The sequence below is a fragment of the Corynebacterium macginleyi genome (genome assembly GCF_003688935.1).
Lineage (GTDB): Bacteria > Actinomycetota > Actinomycetes > Mycobacteriales > Mycobacteriaceae > Corynebacterium > Corynebacterium macginleyi.
Genome location: NZ_REGE01000026.1, coordinates 1 through 18,979, shown reverse-complemented (window position 1 = coordinate 18,979; position 18,979 = coordinate 1). Strand labels below are relative to the sequence as shown.

The following is an 18,979-nucleotide window of genomic DNA, read 5'->3' as shown; positions in this document are numbered from 1 at the left end:
AGCCCGGAAGGCGGTGGCTCGCTGGATTGAGATTGTCTACAACCGGCGTCGTCGCCACTCGTCCATCGGGATGGTAAGCCCCGTCGATTTCGAAGCCCAGCTCGCTGATCAAAATTGTAATAAGAAAGCCGCTGCTTAACCCCTAAGCAGCTTAACAACGTGTCCACGACTTGCGGGTAACCCCAGGAGGTTGAGGCCGCCGGGCTTCTCGCTCAGATCAACGAGGTGGCCAAGAAGCTCTAATCGATGATCGCCCACAACGCACGAGTCGATCAAGACCAGCAAACCTACGAAAAGGCGTTCAACGCTAGCCACGAACAGCACCAGGCGCTGTTAGCTGAGCACGCTGCCGTGGTCGCCGAGATCCAGAACAAGAACAACCGACTGGCCGCCTACCACTACTACAGGCAGGAGACCGCCAACCTTGTTCTTGAACAGTTGGCCTTCCGCCCATACCTCTGCGTAGCTTTGCTCGATAAAGGCGTCGTCGACGTCGACGGCAATGTCACCTTTCAATTCCGCGACGGCAGCACCCAAGTAGTCGCCATCAAACAGTAACTCAGTATCCACATCTAAGCGCCCGCCAGAACCTGGTGGGCGCTTGCGTAGTCTTGGAGTGGTGGATCGCTTACAACTGAGAGTTCTTCAGCAAGTTGAGGACTACGTGACGCCGTTCCAGGTGGTCGAGGGATTCGATGACCGCTGGTGGCACCACATGGCTGGACGAGTCGGCGACGACGCCCTGGGCGGCAAGGAGTACATCCAGTTTCTTGCCGATGGTGTGGAAGTCGGGCGCGCTGAGGTGACAGATTGGCCGCTCTCCGATAGCTACATCGAAGTTGACTCGACGGTGCCAACCAAAGAAATCTGGTTCTTCGAAATCCGCCATGATCTTCGCCAACAGCACTACGGGGGTGAGTTTGCAAGGCATTTGACCAGCCATTACGCAGGCTACCCTTTGATCGCTTGCTCCGAAGGCGCTGACGAGTTCTGGGCAGGAATCGGTTGGCACTATTACCCACGTAAAGATGGGGATCCCCATTACCGTAAGCTGTTCGTTTCCCAGAAGATTGGCAAGTGATCTTCAACCGCCGGAAGTGAACCAGTCAGGCGGCCAAATCGTAGTTCGCGCGCTTTTGTATCCAGCGTGGCATGAAAGTTTCGATGAAATTGGCAAAGATAGCGCCGAAGAAGATGACCACCTTGGGGTTCGAGAGATCGCAAATAAAACCCATGCGGTAGGCGGTGGCCGCCTTGATAATGCCGTCCGGCGTAAAGCCGCGCGGCTGTGGGGCACGGGTTTCGGTTCCCACCACAGTCGCCGGCGCGCGGCGCTCCTTGATTCCGCCGGTAATGGCGCTATAGGCCATCCACAATAGGTAACAGCCACCAAGGACTTGCAGCGCCACGAGGATCCCAGGATGCGCAGAAATCAATGCGGAAAGCCCCGCCAAAGAGGCCACGGTCCAGATGGTAAGGCCGGTGGTGCTACCAAGTGCCGCCCATACCGCTGCGCGCGTAGAGCGCGCACCTAAGCGAATGATCTGCACTACGTCCGGACCCGGCGAGGCCATCGCCGCGAACCACACGCCCATTAAGGTCACCAGGGCGCTAATAGCCACCTAACACCTCCATACTCGCATGCGATTAGATTAACGCATGCCACTATAAGAAGCCTCTCAACTGCAGCGAAACAGGTAAGTTATGTGATTTAGGTAGCTTCTCAATCTATCTTTTACTAGGAAACCCTCTGGCCCCGCTAGCCGAGGAGCTCAAGTACACTCTCGACAGTCATCACGAGGCCCGGCACCGCAAAGATGAGTCCCTAAACACTGTCAATGGCCCCGGAATGGTGCGCGATCCAGCGCGATGCCGTACGCACAATGAGGGCAAGGGAAGAAAACCACGTCACGGACATCGCCACGAGAATAACCGCCACCGCAATGGTCCAGGTGGTCGACATATCGGGGCGAATAAACTGCGCGAAAACCGGACCAAAGAAGACGAGCGCCTTAGGATTGGATAGGTTCGTGACCACGCCGAGCTAATACGCGCGTCACCCGGTCATGTCAGCGATGCTGCCGGCCGCGATGGCCTGTTCCGTGTAATCCTCGGTGCCCACCACCACAGTAAGTACACGGCGGGACGCAAAACCGGAACGAATCGAAGACACGCCCGTTGAATGAGTATGAGACTTCTTTCATCGCTGGTGGTCGGACATACTTCACGCTGGCATCCACATTACTTTGAGACCTCACACACTTGATGTGGGTCAGGTTCCTATTAGCAGTTTGGAGTATGTCACTGCCTTCGGCGGCATCACCCCCGGATCATTGTCAGGCAGGGACGAAAATAAGCCATACCGAAGCCAGCGACTAGTTCCAGAGCTCCTGAAAAAGAAAAGCAAAAAGGAACGCAGACAAACATAACCTGCCCCTGCACAGGGGCAGAGTTACGAATTCTGGGCTCCCTTAAGCGGAACTGCTAACAACGTAAAGGGCATTTGCCCGATGAGGGGAGAAGCGACACTGAGCGGCGCTTCCGGGAGACTATGGAGGGATGATCGATTGGCTGAGCATCACATGGCGATCGTCGTCGTTGGTGGCCAGTTCGGCCTAGCTACGGCGTACTACCTTCGGCGTCTCAAGCTAGATTTTATCGTTTTGGATAACCAGGAGGCCCCGGCGGGGCGTGGTTGTACACGTGACCTTAGCTGATGCTCTTTTCGGGCGCGGGGTTTTCAAATCTGCCCGGCCGACCTATGCCGCAGTACCCCGGGGTGCCCGTCTGCACGCCATGTCATCGACTATTTGGAAAGCTACGAACGACGGTACGACCTCCCGGTTAGGCGCTCAGTGCACGTTCGCAGTGTGTTCCACAAGGGAGGGATGTTCGACCGAGATTCGACCGCCGGTCAATTCACGGCGGAACACGTTGTCGCGACCACAGGCACCTGCCCTACTATCCTGGCACCTTCCGCTGACGCTAGTGGCACTCATCGACCTACCCCGGTCCCTAACCATTCCGGGTCGCTAAGGTCGCGGTGGTCGGTGGGGCGAACTCGAAACCGTGGTGAAGAATCTGCATCTAGTCGGTTCCGGCAACTAGACCGGCGAAAGCTCGGCAACGCTGATGGGATGGGGTCCTTTGTCAAACACACTGCCCAGGTAATCGCGGGCTGTGTCGATGAGACTCGGCAGCACTCCGAATGGATGTCCGCGGTATCAAGACCGCTGAACTATTCAAGTTGCGGGACGAAAAGAGTTTCGCAGTGACACTCGGTCCCTGAGCAAGTTCGATCCTTGCACGATCTGCGCTGGAGACGGGGAGCGCTCAGGGCCCTTGACCGGCTGAGGCACGTGACGGGTGGTGGCTCGCCCACAGCCCCCGTGCCCGCACGTACCGAGAAGGGCCAGGTCGCCGAGTACGGTCTCGATTCCACGGAGGCGGACCGTGAACTCGAATGACGTGCCTGGCCCAAGGTGTGTCCGATCAGTGTGTGGTTTAACACTTATGAGACTTGCCGGTCACAGCCTCAGCGTTTTGCTTGCGCAGCCCGCAGGCCGTTCAAGATCACGATCACTTCGGCGACCTCGTGAACCAACACGACGGCAGCCAGGCCCAGCACGCCGCTGATCGCCAGTGGCATCAACACGATGATGATGGACAGAGACAGCACGATGTTCTGGTTGATGATCCTGCTGCCTCGGCGGGCGTGCTGCAGCGCCTTCGGGATTAGCCGGAGGTCGTGGCCGGTGAAGGCGACGTCAGCGGACTCGATCGCGGCGTCAGAGCCGGTCGCTCCCATCGCTATGCCCACCGTCGCGCCCGCCAGTGCCGGCGCGTCGTTGATGCCGTCGCCGATCATCGCCGTCGACGTCTTGGAGGAGAATTCGGCGACGATGCTTGCCTTGTCCTCCGGGCGCAGTTCGGCGCGCACGTCATCGATTCCGGCGATTCCAGCCAGCGCCCGGGCGGTGCGAGTGTTGTCGCCGGTGAGCATGCTTACTTCCACGTCGTTGGCGTGCAGGGCCTGCACGGCCTCGGGCACCTCGGGGCGCAACTCGTCGCGGACCCCAATCGCCCCGGCGAGAGCGTCATCGACGGTGACAAGGACGCAGGTCTGGCCCTCGGACTCCATGCGCTCAACGTCCGCTTTCAGTGGTCCGGCTTCGATCCATCGAGGGCTGCCCACCAGCACCCGTCGGCCTTCGACGGTGCCGCCGATGCCATGCCCAGCCTCCTCGCTGATGTCCGAGGCGGTGGGCGCTTCGGGCCCCGCTGCCGCGATCGCCGCGGCGAGGGGGTGCGTCGATTGCCGCTCAACTGCCGCCGCTAAGGAAAGCACCTGCGTCCGATCGAATCCGTCTGCCGGGACCACTCCGGTAACCTCAGGCTGGTTGCGGGTAAGGGTTCCGGTTTTGTCCACTGCCAGGTGACGGATGCCGCCAAGTCGCTCGAATGCCGCGCCGGACTTGATGACCACTCCGAACTGGCTGGCCGCACCGATCGCGGCCACGACCGTCAACGGCACGGAGATTGCCAGCGCGCACGGCGACGCTGCGACCAGGACTACCAGCGCACGGGTGATCCACGTGCCGGGGTCACCCAGCAGCGAGCCGATCACGCCGACCAGCACCGCCAGGATCATCACCCCGGGTACTAGGGGTTGGGCAATCCGGTCGGCGATCCGGGCGCGGTCGCCCTTTTCCGCCTGCGCTTGCTCGACCAGGTCCACGAGTGTGGTCAGCGAGTTGTCCGTTCCAGCTGCGGTCGTCTCGACCTCCAGCACACCGGCGGAGTTAATCGCTCCCGCGGGCACTTCGTCGCCGGGCGCAACCTCCTCCGGAATGGATTCTCCGGTGATCGCTGAGGTGTCAAGGCTGGAGCGCCCGGACCGAACGATGCCGTCCGTGGCGATCCGCTCCCCGGGGCGCACTTGCATTAGCTCGCCAACCTCAAGGTCCTTCGCTGCGACCTCGGCCGCTGTGCCGTCGCGCAGCACCGTCGCGGTCTGCGGTACCAGCTTCAACAGTGCCCGGAGTCCGCCTTGGGCCCGTTCCATCGCCTTGTCTTCCAGTGCCTCGGCGATCGAGTACAGGAACACTAGCGCCGCGGCCTCTCCGACGAAGCCGAGGATCACCGCGCCGACCGCGCTGATCGTCATTAGTAAGCCAATGCCTAGCTTGCGCTTCGTAACAAGGTTCCGGATCGCTCCAGGCGCGAACGTGTAAGCGCCCAACAGCAGGCCAACCCAATACAGTACCGTCGCGGGCGTCTCCAAGTCGGACCACTCCAGCGCCAGTCCTGTTACGAGGGCCACGCCGGAGAAGATCGGTAGCAGTAGCTCAGGGTCCTTCCACCATGGGCGATCGAGCTCGTCGATCTCCGTGGCGGGTTCGTGTTCGCATCCACATGCTGCACTCATGCGTCCGCTCCTTTCTCGCCACAGCCGGGCACCAAGCACTCAGTGTCGATGCAGGGGGCATTCTCGTCGACGGCCAGCGTCGCGTGGAGCAGCGCTTCGAGCGCTGCCGCGAGGTGCGGGTCGGCGATTTCGTAGCGGGTCTTGCGGCCCTCCGGCTCAGCGACGACAATGCCACAATCGCGCAGGCAGGACAGGTGGTTCGAGACGTTCGAGCGGGTCAGATCCAAGCTTTGCGAGAGCACCGCCGGGTAGCTCGGACCGTCTAGTAGGGTTATCAGGATTCGGGAGCGCGTCGGATCTGCCATGGCCCGGCCGAGCCGGTTCATGACGTCGAGGCGTGAAGCAATAGTCAGCATATGCTGAACTATACAGTATGCGATGAACTATTTAAAATGGGCTGAACTAACAGTCGCGCGAAGGACCTGCGACCTGCAAGAATTAGCCGATGGGATAGCCGATGACTGACCCTTCGCGATTCGGCTGCCAACCCAACGCGAGGGCGACGTGGGTGGCGAAGTTCTCCAGAACTTTCACGTTGATGCCCACACCCACCCCTGTGGGGATGGTGATGAACAGGGTGTCGGCGGACATGACGGCGGCGTAGGTGCGGCCGGAAGTGGTGGAGCCGACATCAGGTAGCGCACCTACCTGGTCGAAGTCGGAGGCCAGCAGGCCGAACCCGCCAGAACGCCCAACACAGCTCGCGGCAAAGATAGTACGGCGGAATCTAGATGACGGTCTACTCTTTGACAAGCTTTATACAGAAACCCTCGAACTATTTTCACACAATAATGAGGAGGCGCGCCTTGCGCTGGTAGGTGCCAGTGAACCTATCGGGGATTACGGGCTCGAGGACACATACCAGTTTTCTCGTGGCGAAGATATAGAACTTCGTAGAACGCCACAGGGAATGGTTTTCCAGAGAGCAGGTAGGGTCTCTAGGCTCTTATCAACGCCTGATCGCGTCGACGGCACTGTATCTTATTCGATTATTGAAGTAAGAATCGACGAGTTCAATGAGGCTGGAATAGCGCTCGATTTATATGATCTCAATGCGGCAGTCCGTCGACTTAGGAATGACACCCCCGAGCTGCTCCGCAAATTGCTTTACACTGCAGTACCAGTTGCCTCTGCCAATGCAAGCACCGATGATGTAGAACATTTCGTTCTTTTGGCGGAGGAATTGGGTGATGAACGGATAGAGAAGCTTTGCGAATGGGCATCGCCTTGTTCTCTAGAAAGAGATAAGCAGCTCGTGACTAACTGGCCGGTGCACGTATTCACAAATGTGGAGGATCCAAAGGAAGTTCATGACTTGCGTCCAGGAACGTTCGATTTCGAGCCTAAGCCTCGTGAGAGTAAGTGGTGGGTTCCGCAATGGCCATCCGAAAGATTATGGCTATTGGATTCACGGCGAAACCACTTGGTCCAGTACGGGCTATGGAACTATTGGCTGAGCCAGTGCTTGCGCATCCAGACAACCTGGAAAACTGCTGGAATGCACTTGACGCAGCTTGGAGAAGGGGCCTCCTGATTCCCGGCATACCGCGCGCACGCAGCAGCAGGTGGGCACTTTCGGGTATCAGGATCGGTGCGCAAGCCACATTCCTTGAGTCACTGGCAGCAGACGGAAAACTCTCTTTGGTGCAGCCTTTGCTACTCGACTATGCAAGGTTCGTCGCAGAGAAAGCGGAGGGAACCAATCGTTTGCCCGCTGTTTCCTTAGAGATCCTTCGAGCTTTGCACAAGCTCGCGCCAAATGTGCCGACCAAGGAGCTTAGCATCTCAGATTTCACTAGCGTCCGAGCGATTGCGGATAGACCCGGAGCAGCGCGCACTGTGACGCTCGTGCGTTCCAAAGCCTGATTTGGCTGCGGCCAGAGACACTGACACCAGGTTGTCTATCAAAAGCTAGACACTCACGGACATTGCGTACGGGTCAAACCACACGTAGCGAAGCTTTCCAATAGCCAAATGACTATCTCTTTTCGCTGGTATCCGGGAGTGATCCTTCCTTGAAGTCGGCGGTGTTTCGTCATCTTCGCGCGAGGCGAGCAGCTCCTTTAAGTGCACATCCATGTCATCGAGCTTTTTGAGAACGTTTACGGCAAACACGATACTAATGACTAAAGCGAGAATGCTGAGCATCGCTGCCCTCCTTTCCCTAGCGCTTCATTCCCTTTGGGGCTGATTCCTTGCCAGGAAATTAAGCCATGGCTCTTGCCCAGCGTGTAGGAAAGAACGGTGGAAAAGGGGACGTCGGCAAGCACAAGCGCCGCGCCCCAAGAATGGGAAACGCGGCGCTAGAGCAATCCAGCGGGAGGCTGCTTAATGGTCAGCGCCCTGGATGGAGTGCTTGTGATCGCGGACTGCTTCGCCCTCAGCGTAGAGTGGCATACCCTCGTGAGCTTTGTACCACGGGGCGTAATTAGGCTCGAGTGGCTTACGGCCGGCGATAAGGTCCGCCGCTTTTTCGCCCACCATCATCGTCGGGGAGTAGATATTACCGTTCGGCACCGAGGGGAACACAGAAGCATCAGCAATGTACAAGCCATCAATTCCCCATACGCCCATGGTCTCTGGGTTCACCACGGCCATGGGATCGGATTCATCGCCCATCTTGGCGGTACAAGATGGGTGCAATGCGGTCTCACCATCATTGCGCACCCACTCCAGAATTTCCTCATCGCTCTGGACCTCTGGGCCAGGGCTGAACTCGCGGGCGCCTACTTCCTCCATTGCCTGGGTATTGAGCAAGGAGCGGGCGACGCGGACAGCTTCCACCCATTCGCGGCGGTCCTGCTCGGTGCGCAGGTAATTAAAGAGGATGGATGGCTTTTGCCGGATATCGGGGCTCTTGATGTGCACGTGCCCTTTAGTATCGGAGAACATCGGGCCAACGTGCCACTGGAAGCCGTGCTTAACGTCAGCCTTTTGGCCGTCATAACGCACCGCCATGGGCAAGAAGTGGAACATCAAATTGGGGTAGGCTTCATCGTCGTTGGAGCGCACAAAACCACCGCCCTCAAAGTGCGAGGTGGCCACTGGGCCCTTCTTCGTCAACAGCCACTGCAAACCCATGAACGGCCAACGCCACTTATTCAGGTAGGGCTGGGAGGAAGCGGTGGACTTGGTGGTTTCGTACTGGATGTAGACCTCAAGGTGATCCTGCAGGTTTTCGCCCACGCCCGGCAGGTGCTTGACCACATCGATGCCGTGCTTTTCCAAAATCTCGCGGTCGCCCACGCCAGAGACCTCTAGCAGCTGCGGGGTATTGATGGCTCCGGCGGACAAGACGATCTTGTCAGCGTAGACGCGGTGAGTTCCACCCTGCCACTCGTATTCCACGCCCACTGCCTTGGTGCCTTCAAAGAGGATCCTGGTAGTAAAGGCGCGAGTACGTACCTCGAGGTTGTCGCGGTCTTGGTTGGGATACAGGTAGGCACGGGCAGCAGACCACCGCTTGCCGTGCTTAATATTTCGGTCGAAAGGGGCAAAACCTTCCTGGCGGTAACCGTTGACGTCATTGGTCAGGTTATAGCCTGCTTCTTGTACCGACTTGAATAGTGCCTGGAAAAGCTGGGAGGTTGCTGGTCCACGGGACAAGTAGAGCGGGCCATCGTGGCCACGGCGCGGATCATCGTCATCCGCAGCAGCGGCGGTTTCCATGCGGTTGAAATACGGCAAGCAGTGAGCAAAATCCCACTTATCCATGCCCGGGTTCTGGCCCCACTTTTCATAGTCCATGGGGTTGCCGCGCTGATAGATCATGCCGTTGATGGAAGAGGAACCGCCAAGCACCTTGCCGCGGGCATGATAGATGCGGCGACCATTCATTTCCGGTTCCGGATCGGATTCATACATCCAGTCATAGTTCTTTGCCCCGATAGGAAAAGAGAAGCCAGACGGCATGTGGATGAATAGGTCCCATAGGGAATCCGGGCGGCCGGCCTCAAGAACGAGCACGCGGGTGTCTTTATCTTCGGTCAAGCGAGCCGCGATGACCGAGCCGGCAGAGCCACCGCCAACGACGACCACATCGCTTACTTCATCCGTAGCCTTCTTTGTCGAGCGCTTCTTAGTAAATTTATCCAGAATGCTCATAAATCCCCTTCCTTCTGTGAGTCGTATCACACATAGTTCTCGCCGTATTTCGAGCAGATCTATTTCGGGTAAACCCATTGTAGCGTGCGCAAAAATCTGAATTTTCCGCTTTCAGTTATGCACAATAGCGACCCCAGGATACACATCTGGTAGACGTTTTCCCAGATTAATGTATATTTACGGTGTTAGGGTATGCATCTATGGAGATGAAATCCGGTGTCTTTCCGCATAGATTGCCCGCATATGATTTATGCCACCAACCTATCTCTCACTTTTCCTTTTCAGGGGCTGCGGGCGCACTTTTGCGAAAGATTCGGCACTTAATCGATCAAGACTAGGAGAAGTAAATGGCTAAGCTTGGTCCGCATAACCATGAGGAGTCCCGCACGACTAGAAACAAGGACTCTAAACCACGCAACCAAGTACGCGCCATCGTCGGCAGCTACAAGGCGGAAACCGGCAATGATGTCGGTGCTGATGAGGTGGCCGCACCCAAGCCCAACTGGCCGGTCCTCATCATTTCCGGCGTCCTGATTATCGCCATGGCCCTGTATGCGGGCTTCGGGCAGGAATCCGCGGCGAATACACTCGCTAGCGTCACCGGATGGATCGGCACGAACTTGGGATGGTTCTACGTCCTGACCGCCACCATCGCCGTGGTCTTTGTCCTCTACATCGCGTTTTCCAATACCGGTAACATCCGTATGGGACCGGACCACTCGCGGCCCAAATTCAATACTTTTTCGTGGGTATCCATGCTCTTTGCCGCCGGCATCGGCGTGGACCTGATGTTCTTTGCCGTGGCCGAGCCGGTCACGATGTACATCGATCCGCCGGTGGGCCAGGGCGAAACCATGGAGGCTGCCAAAGAGGCCGTAGTCTACGCCATGTTCCACTACGGGCTTACCGGCTGGGCACTCTATGCGTTAATGGGCATGGCCTTTGGTTACTTCGCCTACCGCCTGCATATGCCGTTGGCTATTCGCTCGGCGCTGTACCCGCTCATCGGCAAGCGCGTGCATGGGCCCATTGGTTCGGCCGTGGACATTGCCGCCATGCTGGGCACCATCTTTGGTGTCACCGCATCCCTGGGCATCGGCGTGGTGCAGCTATCCTATGGCTTCCACCTCATCTTTGGCATCGAGCAAGGGCTGGGGCTGCAATCGGCGCTCATTATTGTCGCGGTGGGTATTGCCACGTTATCGGCCGTATCCGGGGTGGATAAAGGTATTCGCTTACTCTCCGAGCTCAACGTGTACCTAGCCATCGCGCTGATGGTCTATGTCGTGGTATTTGGCAAAACCGCCTACCTCTTCGACGCTATTGTTACCAATATCGGTGACTATGCCTCCAAGTTTCCCTCCTGGACGCTAGAGACCTTCGCTTTTGCTGAGGACCAAGCCAGCGTGGATACCTGGATGCAATCCTGGACCCTTTTCTTCTGGGCTTGGTGGATCGCCTGGGCGACCTTCGTCGGCCTGTTTCTGGCCCGCATTTCTCGCGGCCGCACGCTGCGCCAGTTCATCCTGGGCACGCTGACCTTCCCCTTCCTGTTCATCCTGATGTGGATGTCCTTTTTTGGCAATACCGCCTTGGACATGGTGCGCTCCGGTGACTATCCCGAATTTGCGGAAAACGCCATTAATGTTCCCGAGCAGGGGTTCTATGACATGCTCCAGGAATTCCCCGGCTCCGCGATCGTTATCTTCCTAACCACTTTCATCGGGCTGCTGCTATATATCACTTCGGCGGATTCCGGTGCGCTGGTCATGTCCAACTTCACCTCCCGCATTACGGATAACCGGCAGGACGGTGCCCGGTGGCTGCGCATTTTCTGGTCTATTACCGTCGGCGCGCTCACTTTGGCACTGCTGCAGCTCGATGGCATTGCCACCGTGCAGTCTGCGACCGTGGTCATGGGTCTACCCTTCGCGTTCGTGGTCTACCTCATCATGTTCTCACTGTGGAAGTCGCTACGCCTGGAGATCGTCCAACGCGAGGCCCGAAAAACCGCGTTGCACGGTGCTATCAGCAGCCGCACCGAGCGCGTACCAAGCGATTCCAACCTGTGGAAGAACCGCTTGGACCGCGCCAACTGCTTCCCCACCAAGCACGACATGGATGACTACCTGCGGACAACCGCCACCTACGCTCTCGAGCAGGTGGCTACCCAAATGCGTACCCGCGGCTACGACGCCATTTTGCTCACCAGTGAGCTTCCCGATGCCGAGCTACCCCAGCTTGACCTCGAGGTTCGGCTGCACAATGAGCGAAAATTCCGCTACCAGCTCTTCCCAGTTTCGGCGCAGCGCCCGGACTTCAGCGAGGGCGACGGCGAGTACTATCGCCTTGAGGTCTATGACATGACCGGTTCGCTGGGTTATGACGTTTACGGCTACTCCGAAAACCAGATCATCAACAACGTACTAGACCTGTACGAGCGCCACCTGGCATTCCTCTACATGCAGCAAAACGAGCCGGGCGATTCCGATGTCTCCGATGATGCCGAGCCGGAACGCACGTGGCGCGAAGATAGTTAAACTGGCAGACGATACCGCCTCAATAAGAGAAAGGTCGCTTACACTATGAGTACTCAGAACACTTTGTTTGATCCCACGACCACCGAACTGCTCCAGGGCGTACACTCTGGAAAGACCCCAAAGTCGCTCTTTATCAACGGCCAGTGGGAGGCCGCCCAGGATGGCGACACCCGCACAATTATCTGTCCTGCCGATGGCTCTACCGTCGGCGTCGTTTCCGAGGCTTCCGAAGCTGATACCCTGCGTGCCATTCAGGTTGCACGTGAAACATTCGATAAGGGCGAGTGGGCTAAAACTCCCTCCGCCGAGCGCGGCAAGATCGTCATCCGCCTGGCAGAGTTCATCCGGGAACACAAGGAACTTTTCGCCCAAGCCGAGTCCGCCGATACCGGGAAACGGTATGAGGAATCCCTGGGCGATATGGACGATATTGCGAATGCTTTCGAGTACTTCGGCACCTTGGCCCAGCACCAAGCCGGCCGCGTGGTCGACCCGCAAGATCCCAACCTGCGCTCGCGCATCGATACCGAACCGGTAGGCGTTTGCGGCCTCATTACCCCCTGGAACTACCCGTTGCTGCAGGTGTCTTGGAAGGTCGGCCCAGCACTTGCCGCCGGCAACACTTTCGTGCTCAAACAAGCGGAGCTAACCCCGCATACCGCCATGCTGCTCATGGCAGCGCTGCAGGAATGCGGCCTACCGGACGGCGTGGGCAACCTCATCACTGGCTCCGGCGCTCACTGCGGCAATCCGCTCTCCCAGCACCCCGACGTGGACATGGTTTCCTTCACCGGCGGACTCGGGACCGGCAAGCTAATTGCCAAGAACGCGGCCGAGACCGTCAAGCGCACCGCGCTAGAGCTCGGTGGCAAGAACCCGAACGTTATCTTCGCCGATGCGAACTTCGACGTCGCCGTAGATAACGCGCTCAACGGTGCCTTCTTCCACTCTGGCCAAGTCTGCTCGGCCGGCTCGCGCATCGTGGTGGAAGAATCCCTGCACGATAAGTTCGTTGCCGCACTGGTGGAGCGAGCCAAGAAGATCAAGATCGGTGGGCCTACCGATGACAAGGCGGAGACCGGCCCGCTCATTTCGGCCGAGCACCGCGACAAGGTGGCAGCCTACGTGGACAAGGCCCGCGAACAAGGCGCGCAGATCCTCACCGGTGGCCGCGCCGCCACCAGCGAAGATACCAATGGCCAGCACGGCACCGGCACTACGGATCTGGGCCAGGGCGTGTACTACCTGCCCACGGTTATTGATGGCGCTACCCGTGAAATGGACTGCGTCCACGACGAGGCCTTCGGCCCGACCGTGACCATCGAAACCTTCACTACCGAAGAAGAGGCCATCGAGATCGCCAACGATACCGAGTATGGCCTTGCCGGCGCGGTGTACACCTCCGATGCCGGCCGCGCCGAGCGCGTTGCCTGCGCCCTGCGCCACGGCACCATTTGGATCAATGATTTCCACCCCTACCTGCCGCAGGCGGAATGGGGCGGCTACAAGCAATCCGGCAACGGACGCGAGCTAGGCCCCACCGGCCTTGCCGAATACCAAGAGCACAAGCACGTGTATCAGAACCTGAACCCTGCCGCATGGGATCAGTTTGGTCTGCAGTAAAAGGCGCAAGCAAGACCATAAAGCCTAAGGCCCCGCCCCGCCGCAGCTCTTTGCAGAGGCCCGCGGGGCCTTAGCTTTGCGTGCGCGGCTTGATGGTCATCGTATCCACGTTGACGTGGGCAGGTTGGGCAGCAACCCAGCGGATGGCCTCGGCGATATCCTCTGCCACGAGGTTGAGCTGGCCATCGTAGACCGCGGCCGCGCGCTTTTCATCGCCCTTGAAGCGCACCAAGGAAAAATCCGTGGCCACGCGGCCAGGATCAATCTCAGTAACGCGCACATCGTGATTTTCTAGCCGCAGCGCGCGGGAAATCACGCGCACGCCGTGCTTAGCGGTGTTATAGCCGGAACCGCCTTCGTACACCGTCCAGCCGGCAATGGAACCGACGTTGATAATCAGCCCGGAGAGATCCGGCACCCGCTCTAGCTTGGGCATAAGCGCCTGAATCATACGCACGGTGCCAAGCACGTTGGTCTCGTACATCCACTGCCAGTCCTCGATGGAGGTTTCAACAAGCGGCTCCAAGCCCTTGGCACCGCCGGCGTTATTGACCAAAAGATCTACGCGCTCGAGATGGGAGACAAACTTGGAGACGGAGACATCGGAGGTAACGTCCAGCTCATAAGCCTCGCCACCGATTTCATTAGCAAGTTGCTGCAGGCGGTCTGTGCGGCGCGCGCCAACGACGACGTGCCAGCCGTCCTTGGCCAAAGAGCGCGCGGTGGCCTCCCCAATGCCAGAGGAGGCGCCGGTTACTACTGCTACTTTCTTTTCACTCATACACCTCATGCTACGCAGCGCGCGGCACGGTGCAGGGCTTTTAATTAAAGCGCATCCTCGAGCTCAGAAAGCAGGGAGTTAGCGCGCTCAAGGGAGTCATCGCTGGGGCGGAATTCGCCATCGTTCCAATCGGTGAAGATATTAAAGTCCAGCTGGTTGCGCAGCTGTGGCATGGAGAAGTTAGCAACGACAGTGCGCCATGCCTCTACTGCGCGCACGCCGCCGACGGAACCATAGCCCACGAAGGCCACGGGCTTGCCGGCCCATTCCGCGCCGAGCGAGTCGTAGGCATTCTTGAACGCGCCAGGTACCGAGTGGTTGTACTCCGGGGTCACGAAGACGAAGCCATCGCAGGCATCGACGGCCTTCGACCACTCCTGCACATTGGCGTCATCGTACTGCTTATTCGCCGCAGCCGGAACAACCTCGCTGGTGAGGATGGGGACATTGAACTTCTTGAGCTCCAATAGCTGGTACTCCACGCCGTTCTCGCGGCCTTGGGCGAGGTCATTGATCCACTCGCCTACTGCCTGGCCTGCCGCCTTATCGCGGGTGGAGCCGACAATGATGCCAATTCGGGACATAAGAAAACCTCTTTCCTTCAACCTTTATGTAACGCGCCCTAGCCTACCGCGCTCGCCGAAACTTGTCTGATGGTGATATTGATTCTGCCTTCCTGCAGCCCGCAACCCTTCGGCAGCGTGCCATCGTTTACCCGCACCACCCCGTGGTAAGCAAAACGCTTCGGCCCGCCAAAAACCACCAAATCACCCGAGCACAAAGTCACATCGTTCCAGGGCTTAGTGCGATTTTCGGTATGGCCTATGCGGAAAAGGGCCTCATCCCCAATCGAAAGCGAAATCACGGGTGCTGACGATTCCTCAGAATCATCCACGTGCATCCCCATAGCCGAGCCGGGCGGATAATAATTCACCAGTGCCATCTCTGGCACGAAGGTTTCCACCCATGGTTCTAGCTCCGGGGCGACCTGCGCCGCCTGCCGCAGCGCCGCCGGGGCCAATTCCCGCAGGCTATCCGGCACCGGCGGCACCACCGTGCCTTCCATATTGTCCACATATCGGTAGCTGGGATAATGCCAATACCGGCCAAGATGCAGCTGAAATACACTCATCTGCCCGCCGGATCTCAGCCGCGGCTGCACCATCGCCATCGGTGTATGCGCATACGCGCGAGCAATCTCCCGCGTCTCTTCTACCAGGGCCTTTTGCTTGCTTATGCCCACCCATCCCGGCACGTGCCCCACGCCCGGCGCGACATACGCATTCGGCCGCGGCAGCGAATCAAAAAGCATTCCTCCACCCTAACCGCTAATCGGTTAGGCTACGCTGCCGACGAAATGCGGGAAGCAATGGCATACCAAGCAGGAGTAAGCCCGGGGCACTTCAGTCAGGCCCAAGCTTGTTCCGAGTGGATTAGCGCAAGGGTACTAGACGATCCACTCTTGAATAAGAGTGCAAAAAGTTTGCGTCTACCTGCGGATAGTGGCATCATCGATGCTTCAACTATTGACCTCAATTATCGTATCTGAGGTTACCCTCGTTTGGTGGACACCCTATTTGTGCGGATCGTGTGTCCGTAAGAGAGGATGTTCATTATGAGTCAACAACGCAAGAAGTACACGCCGGAGTACCGGCGTGAAGCGGCTAACCTAGTAATCGAATCGCATCGCCCGATTGCTCATGCAGCTCAAGGAGATTGGTGTCGCACCAGGCCTTTTAGGCCGGTGGGTAAAAAATGAGCGCGAACGCCGAGGAGCCTCCGATGGGCTAAGCGAGGCGGATCTTCGTGCTGAGAATGCTCGTCTGCGTCGTGAGCTGGCAGAAGCCAAGATGGATAATGAGTTTTTGTCACAAGCGACAGCCTTTTTCGCCGCACAGCAACGCGAGAAGAAAAGTTCGAATTAATGTGGCCAGAGCAAGGCGAATTTCAGTATCAAACGCATGGCACGCTTGTTGAAGGTGTCCCGGTCTGGATACTACACATGGGCCCATATGCAGCAGCAACGCTTATCCGGAAAAGATGATCGGACATCTTTTTATGATGATGTTGATCGCAAGATTCATCAGATCTGAAAAAGACTCCGACGAGGTCTATGGTGCCCCGCGAATCACCGCAGAACTCGCCGAGTGCTACCAGATCAGTGTGAATCGCAAGACTGTGGCTAAGCGGATGCGTGTGATGGGAATTGAAGGGATTTCACCGCGTGCTTTTGTGCCCGTGACAACGATTCAATCTAAACGTAAGTCAAGTCTTCCTGACCTGGTCAAGCGCATGTTTGATACCGGCGAGCTCAATCGAGTATGGATGTCAGATATTACCTACCTGCGCACCGGCGAGGGTTGGTTGTACTTATGCGCAGTTCGCGACCGCCATTCCCGCAGAGTGCTGGGCTGGGCTATGGATAGCGTTCAAGATACTTACCTGGTTGAGCGGGCCGGTGCGGATGGCGCACACACTGCGCGGTGATGTTCCTGACGGGCTGGTGTTTCACGCCGATAGGGGGACGCAATTCACCAGCGAGAAGCTGTGGGAAGTGTGCCGCAACCTAGGTGTTGCTCAGTCGGTGGGGCGTACTGGGGTGTGTTTCGATAATGCGATGGCTGAGTCGTTCTGGTCGACGCTGAAAACTTAAGTTCTACGACCGGAAGCGCTGGCCAACCCGTGATTCCGCCCGCAAGGCCGTTGCCTACTGGGTTGAAGTCGTCTATAACCGTCGGCGCCGGCACTAAAGCCCTCGGGATGGTCAGCCCCGTCGACTTCGAGAACCACACCACCCAAACCAGAAACGAAGAAGAAATAGCTGCCTAACCACTAGGTAGCTCCACAACGTGTCCACGATTTGCGGGCAACCCCACGGAAGGGCCGCTTAAGCTTGGCATTAGTGATTCCTTTTGCAGGAACAGGAATCGCCAATGCAAAACCAGTCCCTTCTGCAGATTCAATTCATTCTTCTCCAATACATGAGGAAGAAGACCCAGAAACAACCGTCACTCACCTAGAAAATGGAGAGGTTATCTTCCATGAGGACGGAAAAGAGATCTGAGGCTCTTTCAATGCCGAAACTGGCCAATCGATACTCATTGACGAGACAGGGGAAGCTCACGTAATCCAGGTTTTCCCACCCGAGGCGAAATAAGGCGGAGTCTCCGTGCGAAGCGGAGGAGTCTCTGGGTTCGCCTGCACCATGCTAGTGTGGGCAGTCGATCTGGTTCATTCAGGAGGATGGACCTACGCGACAAAGGTCGTTTCCAAAGCTGGATTCCACGGCAAGGCTCTCGCATTGGCAATGTGGGGACTTGGTTCAAGCGGATTTTTAGCCGCTGTGTCCGCGAAATGCTAGAAACCTATCCCTTCGAGGGAAACCATCATAGCAAGTGGAAGGTTAAGGTGTGAAAAAAAGAAATTCAACAGCTCGGCGACTTGCATGGGCTCTCGCAGCCTCCAGCGCACTAGTTTTTGCACTTGGCATTATCAGAGTGGGTTCTATGGAAGTAATAGAATGGAGAATTTATCCTGAATTCATCATAGCGACCACACTTGCTGGTTTTTCTGTATCGTTCTTTAGATACGATAATTGAGGTCAATAGTGAAGCTCGATGATGCCACTATCCGCAGGCAGACGCAAACTATTTTGCACTCTTATTCAAGAGTGGATCGTCTAGTACCCTTGTGCTAATCAACTCGGAACAAGCTTGGGCCTGACCCCCGGAAAGTGGACACATCGGGGGCTAGCTATGCTGCTTTGGTCCACGTAGCTGAAGTCTCGGTTTCAAAGACATCAGGGGCTACAAGGTTGCACCAGGAGTGCCGCCGGCGCGTGTTATAAGCGCATGCACCACCGGAAGACGTCCTGCCGGCAGGTCATCGGATCGTCAAAAACTTTCCGCTCTCGCAGTACTTCCCGCTTTAAGGCGGCGTTAAATGACTCTGCTAGGGCTTCTATCAGCACTCGTTCCTACCGCTGTCATGGACTGGCGCACACCCAACGACGAGCAATAGCTCCTAAACGCTTGCGAGGTATACACACTGCTGTGATCGTCAATGAAAAATGGCCCCGTCAAGACTGCCACGCACACCATGTGCGCGGGATAGAGCATCGATGACCAGTGAGACACGCATGTGGTCTGCGAATGTCATATCCTGCACGTTTGCGTGAATGAAGTGTCAATGACTGTGGCCAAATACATGTTTTTGCCACCCTTACAGGGCAGGTAGGTGATGTCGCCGACATACACACGATTTGGCTCATTAGCTGTGAACTTGCGGCCTACTAGATCTGACATGACGCGGTGACCAGGCTTACGCCTGGTAGTAATGCATCGACGCCGTTTGCTAAAGCTGGGGTTACCCGCAAGTCGTGGACACGTTGTTAAGCTGCTTAGGGGTTAAGCAGCGGCTTTCTTATTACAATTTTGATCAGCGAGCTGGGCTTCGAAATCGACGGGGCTTACCATCCCGATGGACGAGTGGCGACGACGCCGG

General features: G+C 57.5%; 17 protein-coding genes and 1 pseudogene. 7 read left to right on the top strand and 11 right to left on the bottom strand.

Translation table 11 applies throughout. The features are described 5' to 3' along the window. The first annotated feature begins 246 nt into the window (after positions 1-246). Positions 247-558 (top strand): hypothetical protein, encoded by a 312-nt coding sequence (locus D9V82_RS11025; RefSeq protein ID WP_234457478.1) that lies wholly within the window; start codon positions 247-249, stop codon positions 556-558. Positions 559-619: 61 nt separating this feature from the next. Further along, positions 620-1,081 carry a GCN5 family acetyltransferase gene (locus D9V82_RS11020; RefSeq protein ID WP_121912408.1) on the top strand — a complete coding sequence of 154 codons (462 nt, stop codon included), beginning with the start codon at positions 620-622 and terminating at the stop codon, positions 1,079-1,081. A 25-nt stretch (positions 1,082-1,106) separates the two neighbouring features. Here the strand turns inward: D9V82_RS11020 and D9V82_RS11015 are convergent, their stop codons facing one another. From D9V82_RS11015 to betA, 7 genes are all read right to left on the bottom strand, one after another. Further along, positions 1,107-1,622, bottom strand: a complete 516-nt coding sequence (locus D9V82_RS11015; protein ID WP_238995869.1) for a LysE family translocator — start codon at positions 1,620-1,622, stop codon at positions 1,107-1,109. A 203-nt stretch (positions 1,623-1,825) separates the two neighbouring features. Beyond that, positions 1,826-2,038, bottom strand: coding sequence for a LysE family transporter (locus D9V82_RS12315; protein WP_167449807.1), 213 nt, complete (start codon positions 2,036-2,038; stop codon positions 1,826-1,828). Between the two features lie 1,497 nt (positions 2,039-3,535). Further along, entirely contained in the window at positions 3,536-5,428 is a 1,893-nt protein-coding gene (locus tag D9V82_RS10995) for a heavy metal translocating P-type ATPase (RefSeq protein WP_121912406.1), read from the bottom strand. After that, positions 5,425-5,784 (bottom strand): Cd(II)/Pb(II)-sensing metalloregulatory transcriptional regulator CmtR, encoded by a 360-nt coding sequence (gene cmtR, locus D9V82_RS10990; RefSeq protein ID WP_121912405.1) that lies wholly within the window; start codon positions 5,782-5,784, stop codon positions 5,425-5,427. Before cmtR ends, D9V82_RS10995 begins: the two co-directional genes overlap by 4 nt. Positions 5,785-5,866: 82 nt before the next feature. Continuing rightward, the gene (locus D9V82_RS10985; RefSeq protein WP_375232140.1) at positions 5,867-6,181 is read right to left on the bottom strand and encodes a hypothetical protein; all 315 of its coding nucleotides are present in this window, start codon (positions 6,179-6,181) and stop codon (positions 5,867-5,869) included. Positions 6,182-7,339: 1,158 nt separating this feature from the next. Then, complete coding sequence (locus D9V82_RS12775; protein WP_234456413.1) at positions 7,340-7,576, bottom strand: hypothetical protein; 237 nt, start codon at positions 7,574-7,576, stop codon at positions 7,340-7,342. Between the two features lie 180 nt (positions 7,577-7,756). Beyond that, positions 7,757-9,532 carry a choline dehydrogenase gene (gene betA / locus D9V82_RS10970; RefSeq protein ID WP_121912403.1) on the bottom strand — a complete coding sequence of 592 codons (1,776 nt, stop codon included), beginning with the start codon at positions 9,530-9,532 and terminating at the stop codon, positions 7,757-7,759. A 347-nt stretch (positions 9,533-9,879) separates the two neighbouring features. Between betA and betT the strand changes: the two genes are divergently transcribed. Beyond that, positions 9,880-12,072 (top strand): choline BCCT transporter BetT, encoded by a 2,193-nt coding sequence (gene betT / locus D9V82_RS10965; RefSeq protein ID WP_121912402.1) that lies wholly within the window; start codon positions 9,880-9,882, stop codon positions 12,070-12,072. Between the two features lie 45 nt (positions 12,073-12,117). Beyond that, the gene (locus D9V82_RS10960) at positions 12,118-13,695 is read left to right on the top strand and encodes an aldehyde dehydrogenase family protein (protein WP_121912401.1); all 1,578 of its coding nucleotides are present in this window, start codon (positions 12,118-12,120) and stop codon (positions 13,693-13,695) included. Between the two features lie 70 nt (positions 13,696-13,765). Here D9V82_RS10960 and D9V82_RS10955 read toward each other — a convergent pair whose 3' ends face one another. From D9V82_RS10955 to D9V82_RS10945, 3 genes are read right to left on the bottom strand one after another with little or no spacing between them, the layout of a single operon-like run. Continuing rightward, positions 13,766-14,485, bottom strand: a complete 720-nt coding sequence (locus D9V82_RS10955; RefSeq protein ID WP_121912400.1) for an SDR family oxidoreductase — start codon at positions 14,483-14,485, stop codon at positions 13,766-13,768. Positions 14,486-14,520: 35 nt separating this feature from the next. Next, the gene (locus tag D9V82_RS10950; RefSeq protein WP_121912399.1) at positions 14,521-15,060 is read right to left on the bottom strand and encodes an NADPH-dependent FMN reductase; all 540 of its coding nucleotides are present in this window, start codon (positions 15,058-15,060) and stop codon (positions 14,521-14,523) included. Positions 15,061-15,098: 38 nt separating this feature from the next. Then, positions 15,099-15,788, bottom strand: a complete 690-nt coding sequence (locus D9V82_RS10945) for an alpha-ketoglutarate-dependent dioxygenase AlkB family protein (RefSeq protein ID WP_121912398.1) — start codon at positions 15,786-15,788, stop codon at positions 15,099-15,101. A gap of 388 nt (positions 15,789-16,176) precedes the next feature. Here D9V82_RS10945 and D9V82_RS10940 point away from each other — a divergent pair, with 388 nt between their 5' ends. The 3 genes from D9V82_RS10940 (at position 16,177) to D9V82_RS12310 (ending at position 17,540) form a co-directional block, all read left to right on the top strand. Further along, a complete protein-coding gene (locus tag D9V82_RS10940) occupies positions 16,177-16,401 on the top strand; it encodes a hypothetical protein (protein ID WP_121912397.1) in 225 nt (74 codons plus the stop codon). A gap of 133 nt (positions 16,402-16,534) precedes the next feature. Continuing rightward, positions 16,535-16,963, top strand: a complete 429-nt coding sequence (locus tag D9V82_RS10935; protein ID WP_167449806.1) for an IS3 family transposase — start codon at positions 16,535-16,537, stop codon at positions 16,961-16,963. Positions 16,964-17,369: 406 nt separating this feature from the next. Then, positions 17,370-17,540: a hypothetical protein gene (locus tag D9V82_RS12310; RefSeq protein ID WP_167449805.1), complete on the top strand. Its 171-nt coding sequence runs from the start codon at positions 17,370-17,372 to the stop codon at positions 17,538-17,540. A gap of 689 nt (positions 17,541-18,229) precedes the next feature. Here D9V82_RS12310 and D9V82_RS12770 read toward each other — a convergent pair. Further along, positions 18,230-18,834: pseudogene (locus tag D9V82_RS12770) on the bottom strand (IS3 family transposase); the annotation flags it as partial. Between the last annotated feature and the right edge of the window lie 145 nt (positions 18,835-18,979).

Coding starts and splice junctions, on each gene's coding strand:
- D9V82_RS12775 (WP_234456413.1), bottom strand. CDS start 7,576: ATGCTCAGCATTCTCGCTTTAGTCATTAGTATCGTGTTTGCCGTAAAC.
- D9V82_RS10950 (WP_121912399.1), bottom strand. CDS start 15,060: ATGTCCCGAATTGGCATCATTGTCGGCTCCACCCGCGATAAGGCGGCA.
- cmtR (WP_121912405.1), bottom strand. CDS start 5,784: ATGCTGACTATTGCTTCACGCCTCGACGTCATGAACCGGCTCGGCCGG.
- D9V82_RS10945 (WP_121912398.1), bottom strand. CDS start 15,788: ATGCTTTTTGATTCGCTGCCGCGGCCGAATGCGTATGTCGCGCCGGGC.
- D9V82_RS10995 (WP_121912406.1), bottom strand. CDS start 5,428: ATGAGTGCAGCATGTGGATGCGAACACGAACCCGCCACGGAGATCGAC.
- betT (WP_121912402.1), top strand. CDS start 9,880: ATGGCTAAGCTTGGTCCGCATAACCATGAGGAGTCCCGCACGACTAGA.
- D9V82_RS10940 (WP_121912397.1), top strand. CDS start 16,177: ATGCAGCTCAAGGAGATTGGTGTCGCACCAGGCCTTTTAGGCCGGTGG.
- betA (WP_121912403.1), bottom strand. CDS start 9,532: ATGAGCATTCTGGATAAATTTACTAAGAAGCGCTCGACAAAGAAGGCT.
- D9V82_RS10955 (WP_121912400.1), bottom strand. CDS start 14,485: ATGAGGTGTATGAGTGAAAAGAAAGTAGCAGTAGTAACCGGCGCCTCC.
- D9V82_RS10935 (WP_167449806.1), top strand. CDS start 16,535: ATGATGATGTTGATCGCAAGATTCATCAGATCTGAAAAAGACTCCGAC.
- D9V82_RS11025 (WP_234457478.1), top strand. CDS start 247: ATGATCGCCCACAACGCACGAGTCGATCAAGACCAGCAAACCTACGAA.
- D9V82_RS10960 (WP_121912401.1), top strand. CDS start 12,118: ATGAGTACTCAGAACACTTTGTTTGATCCCACGACCACCGAACTGCTC.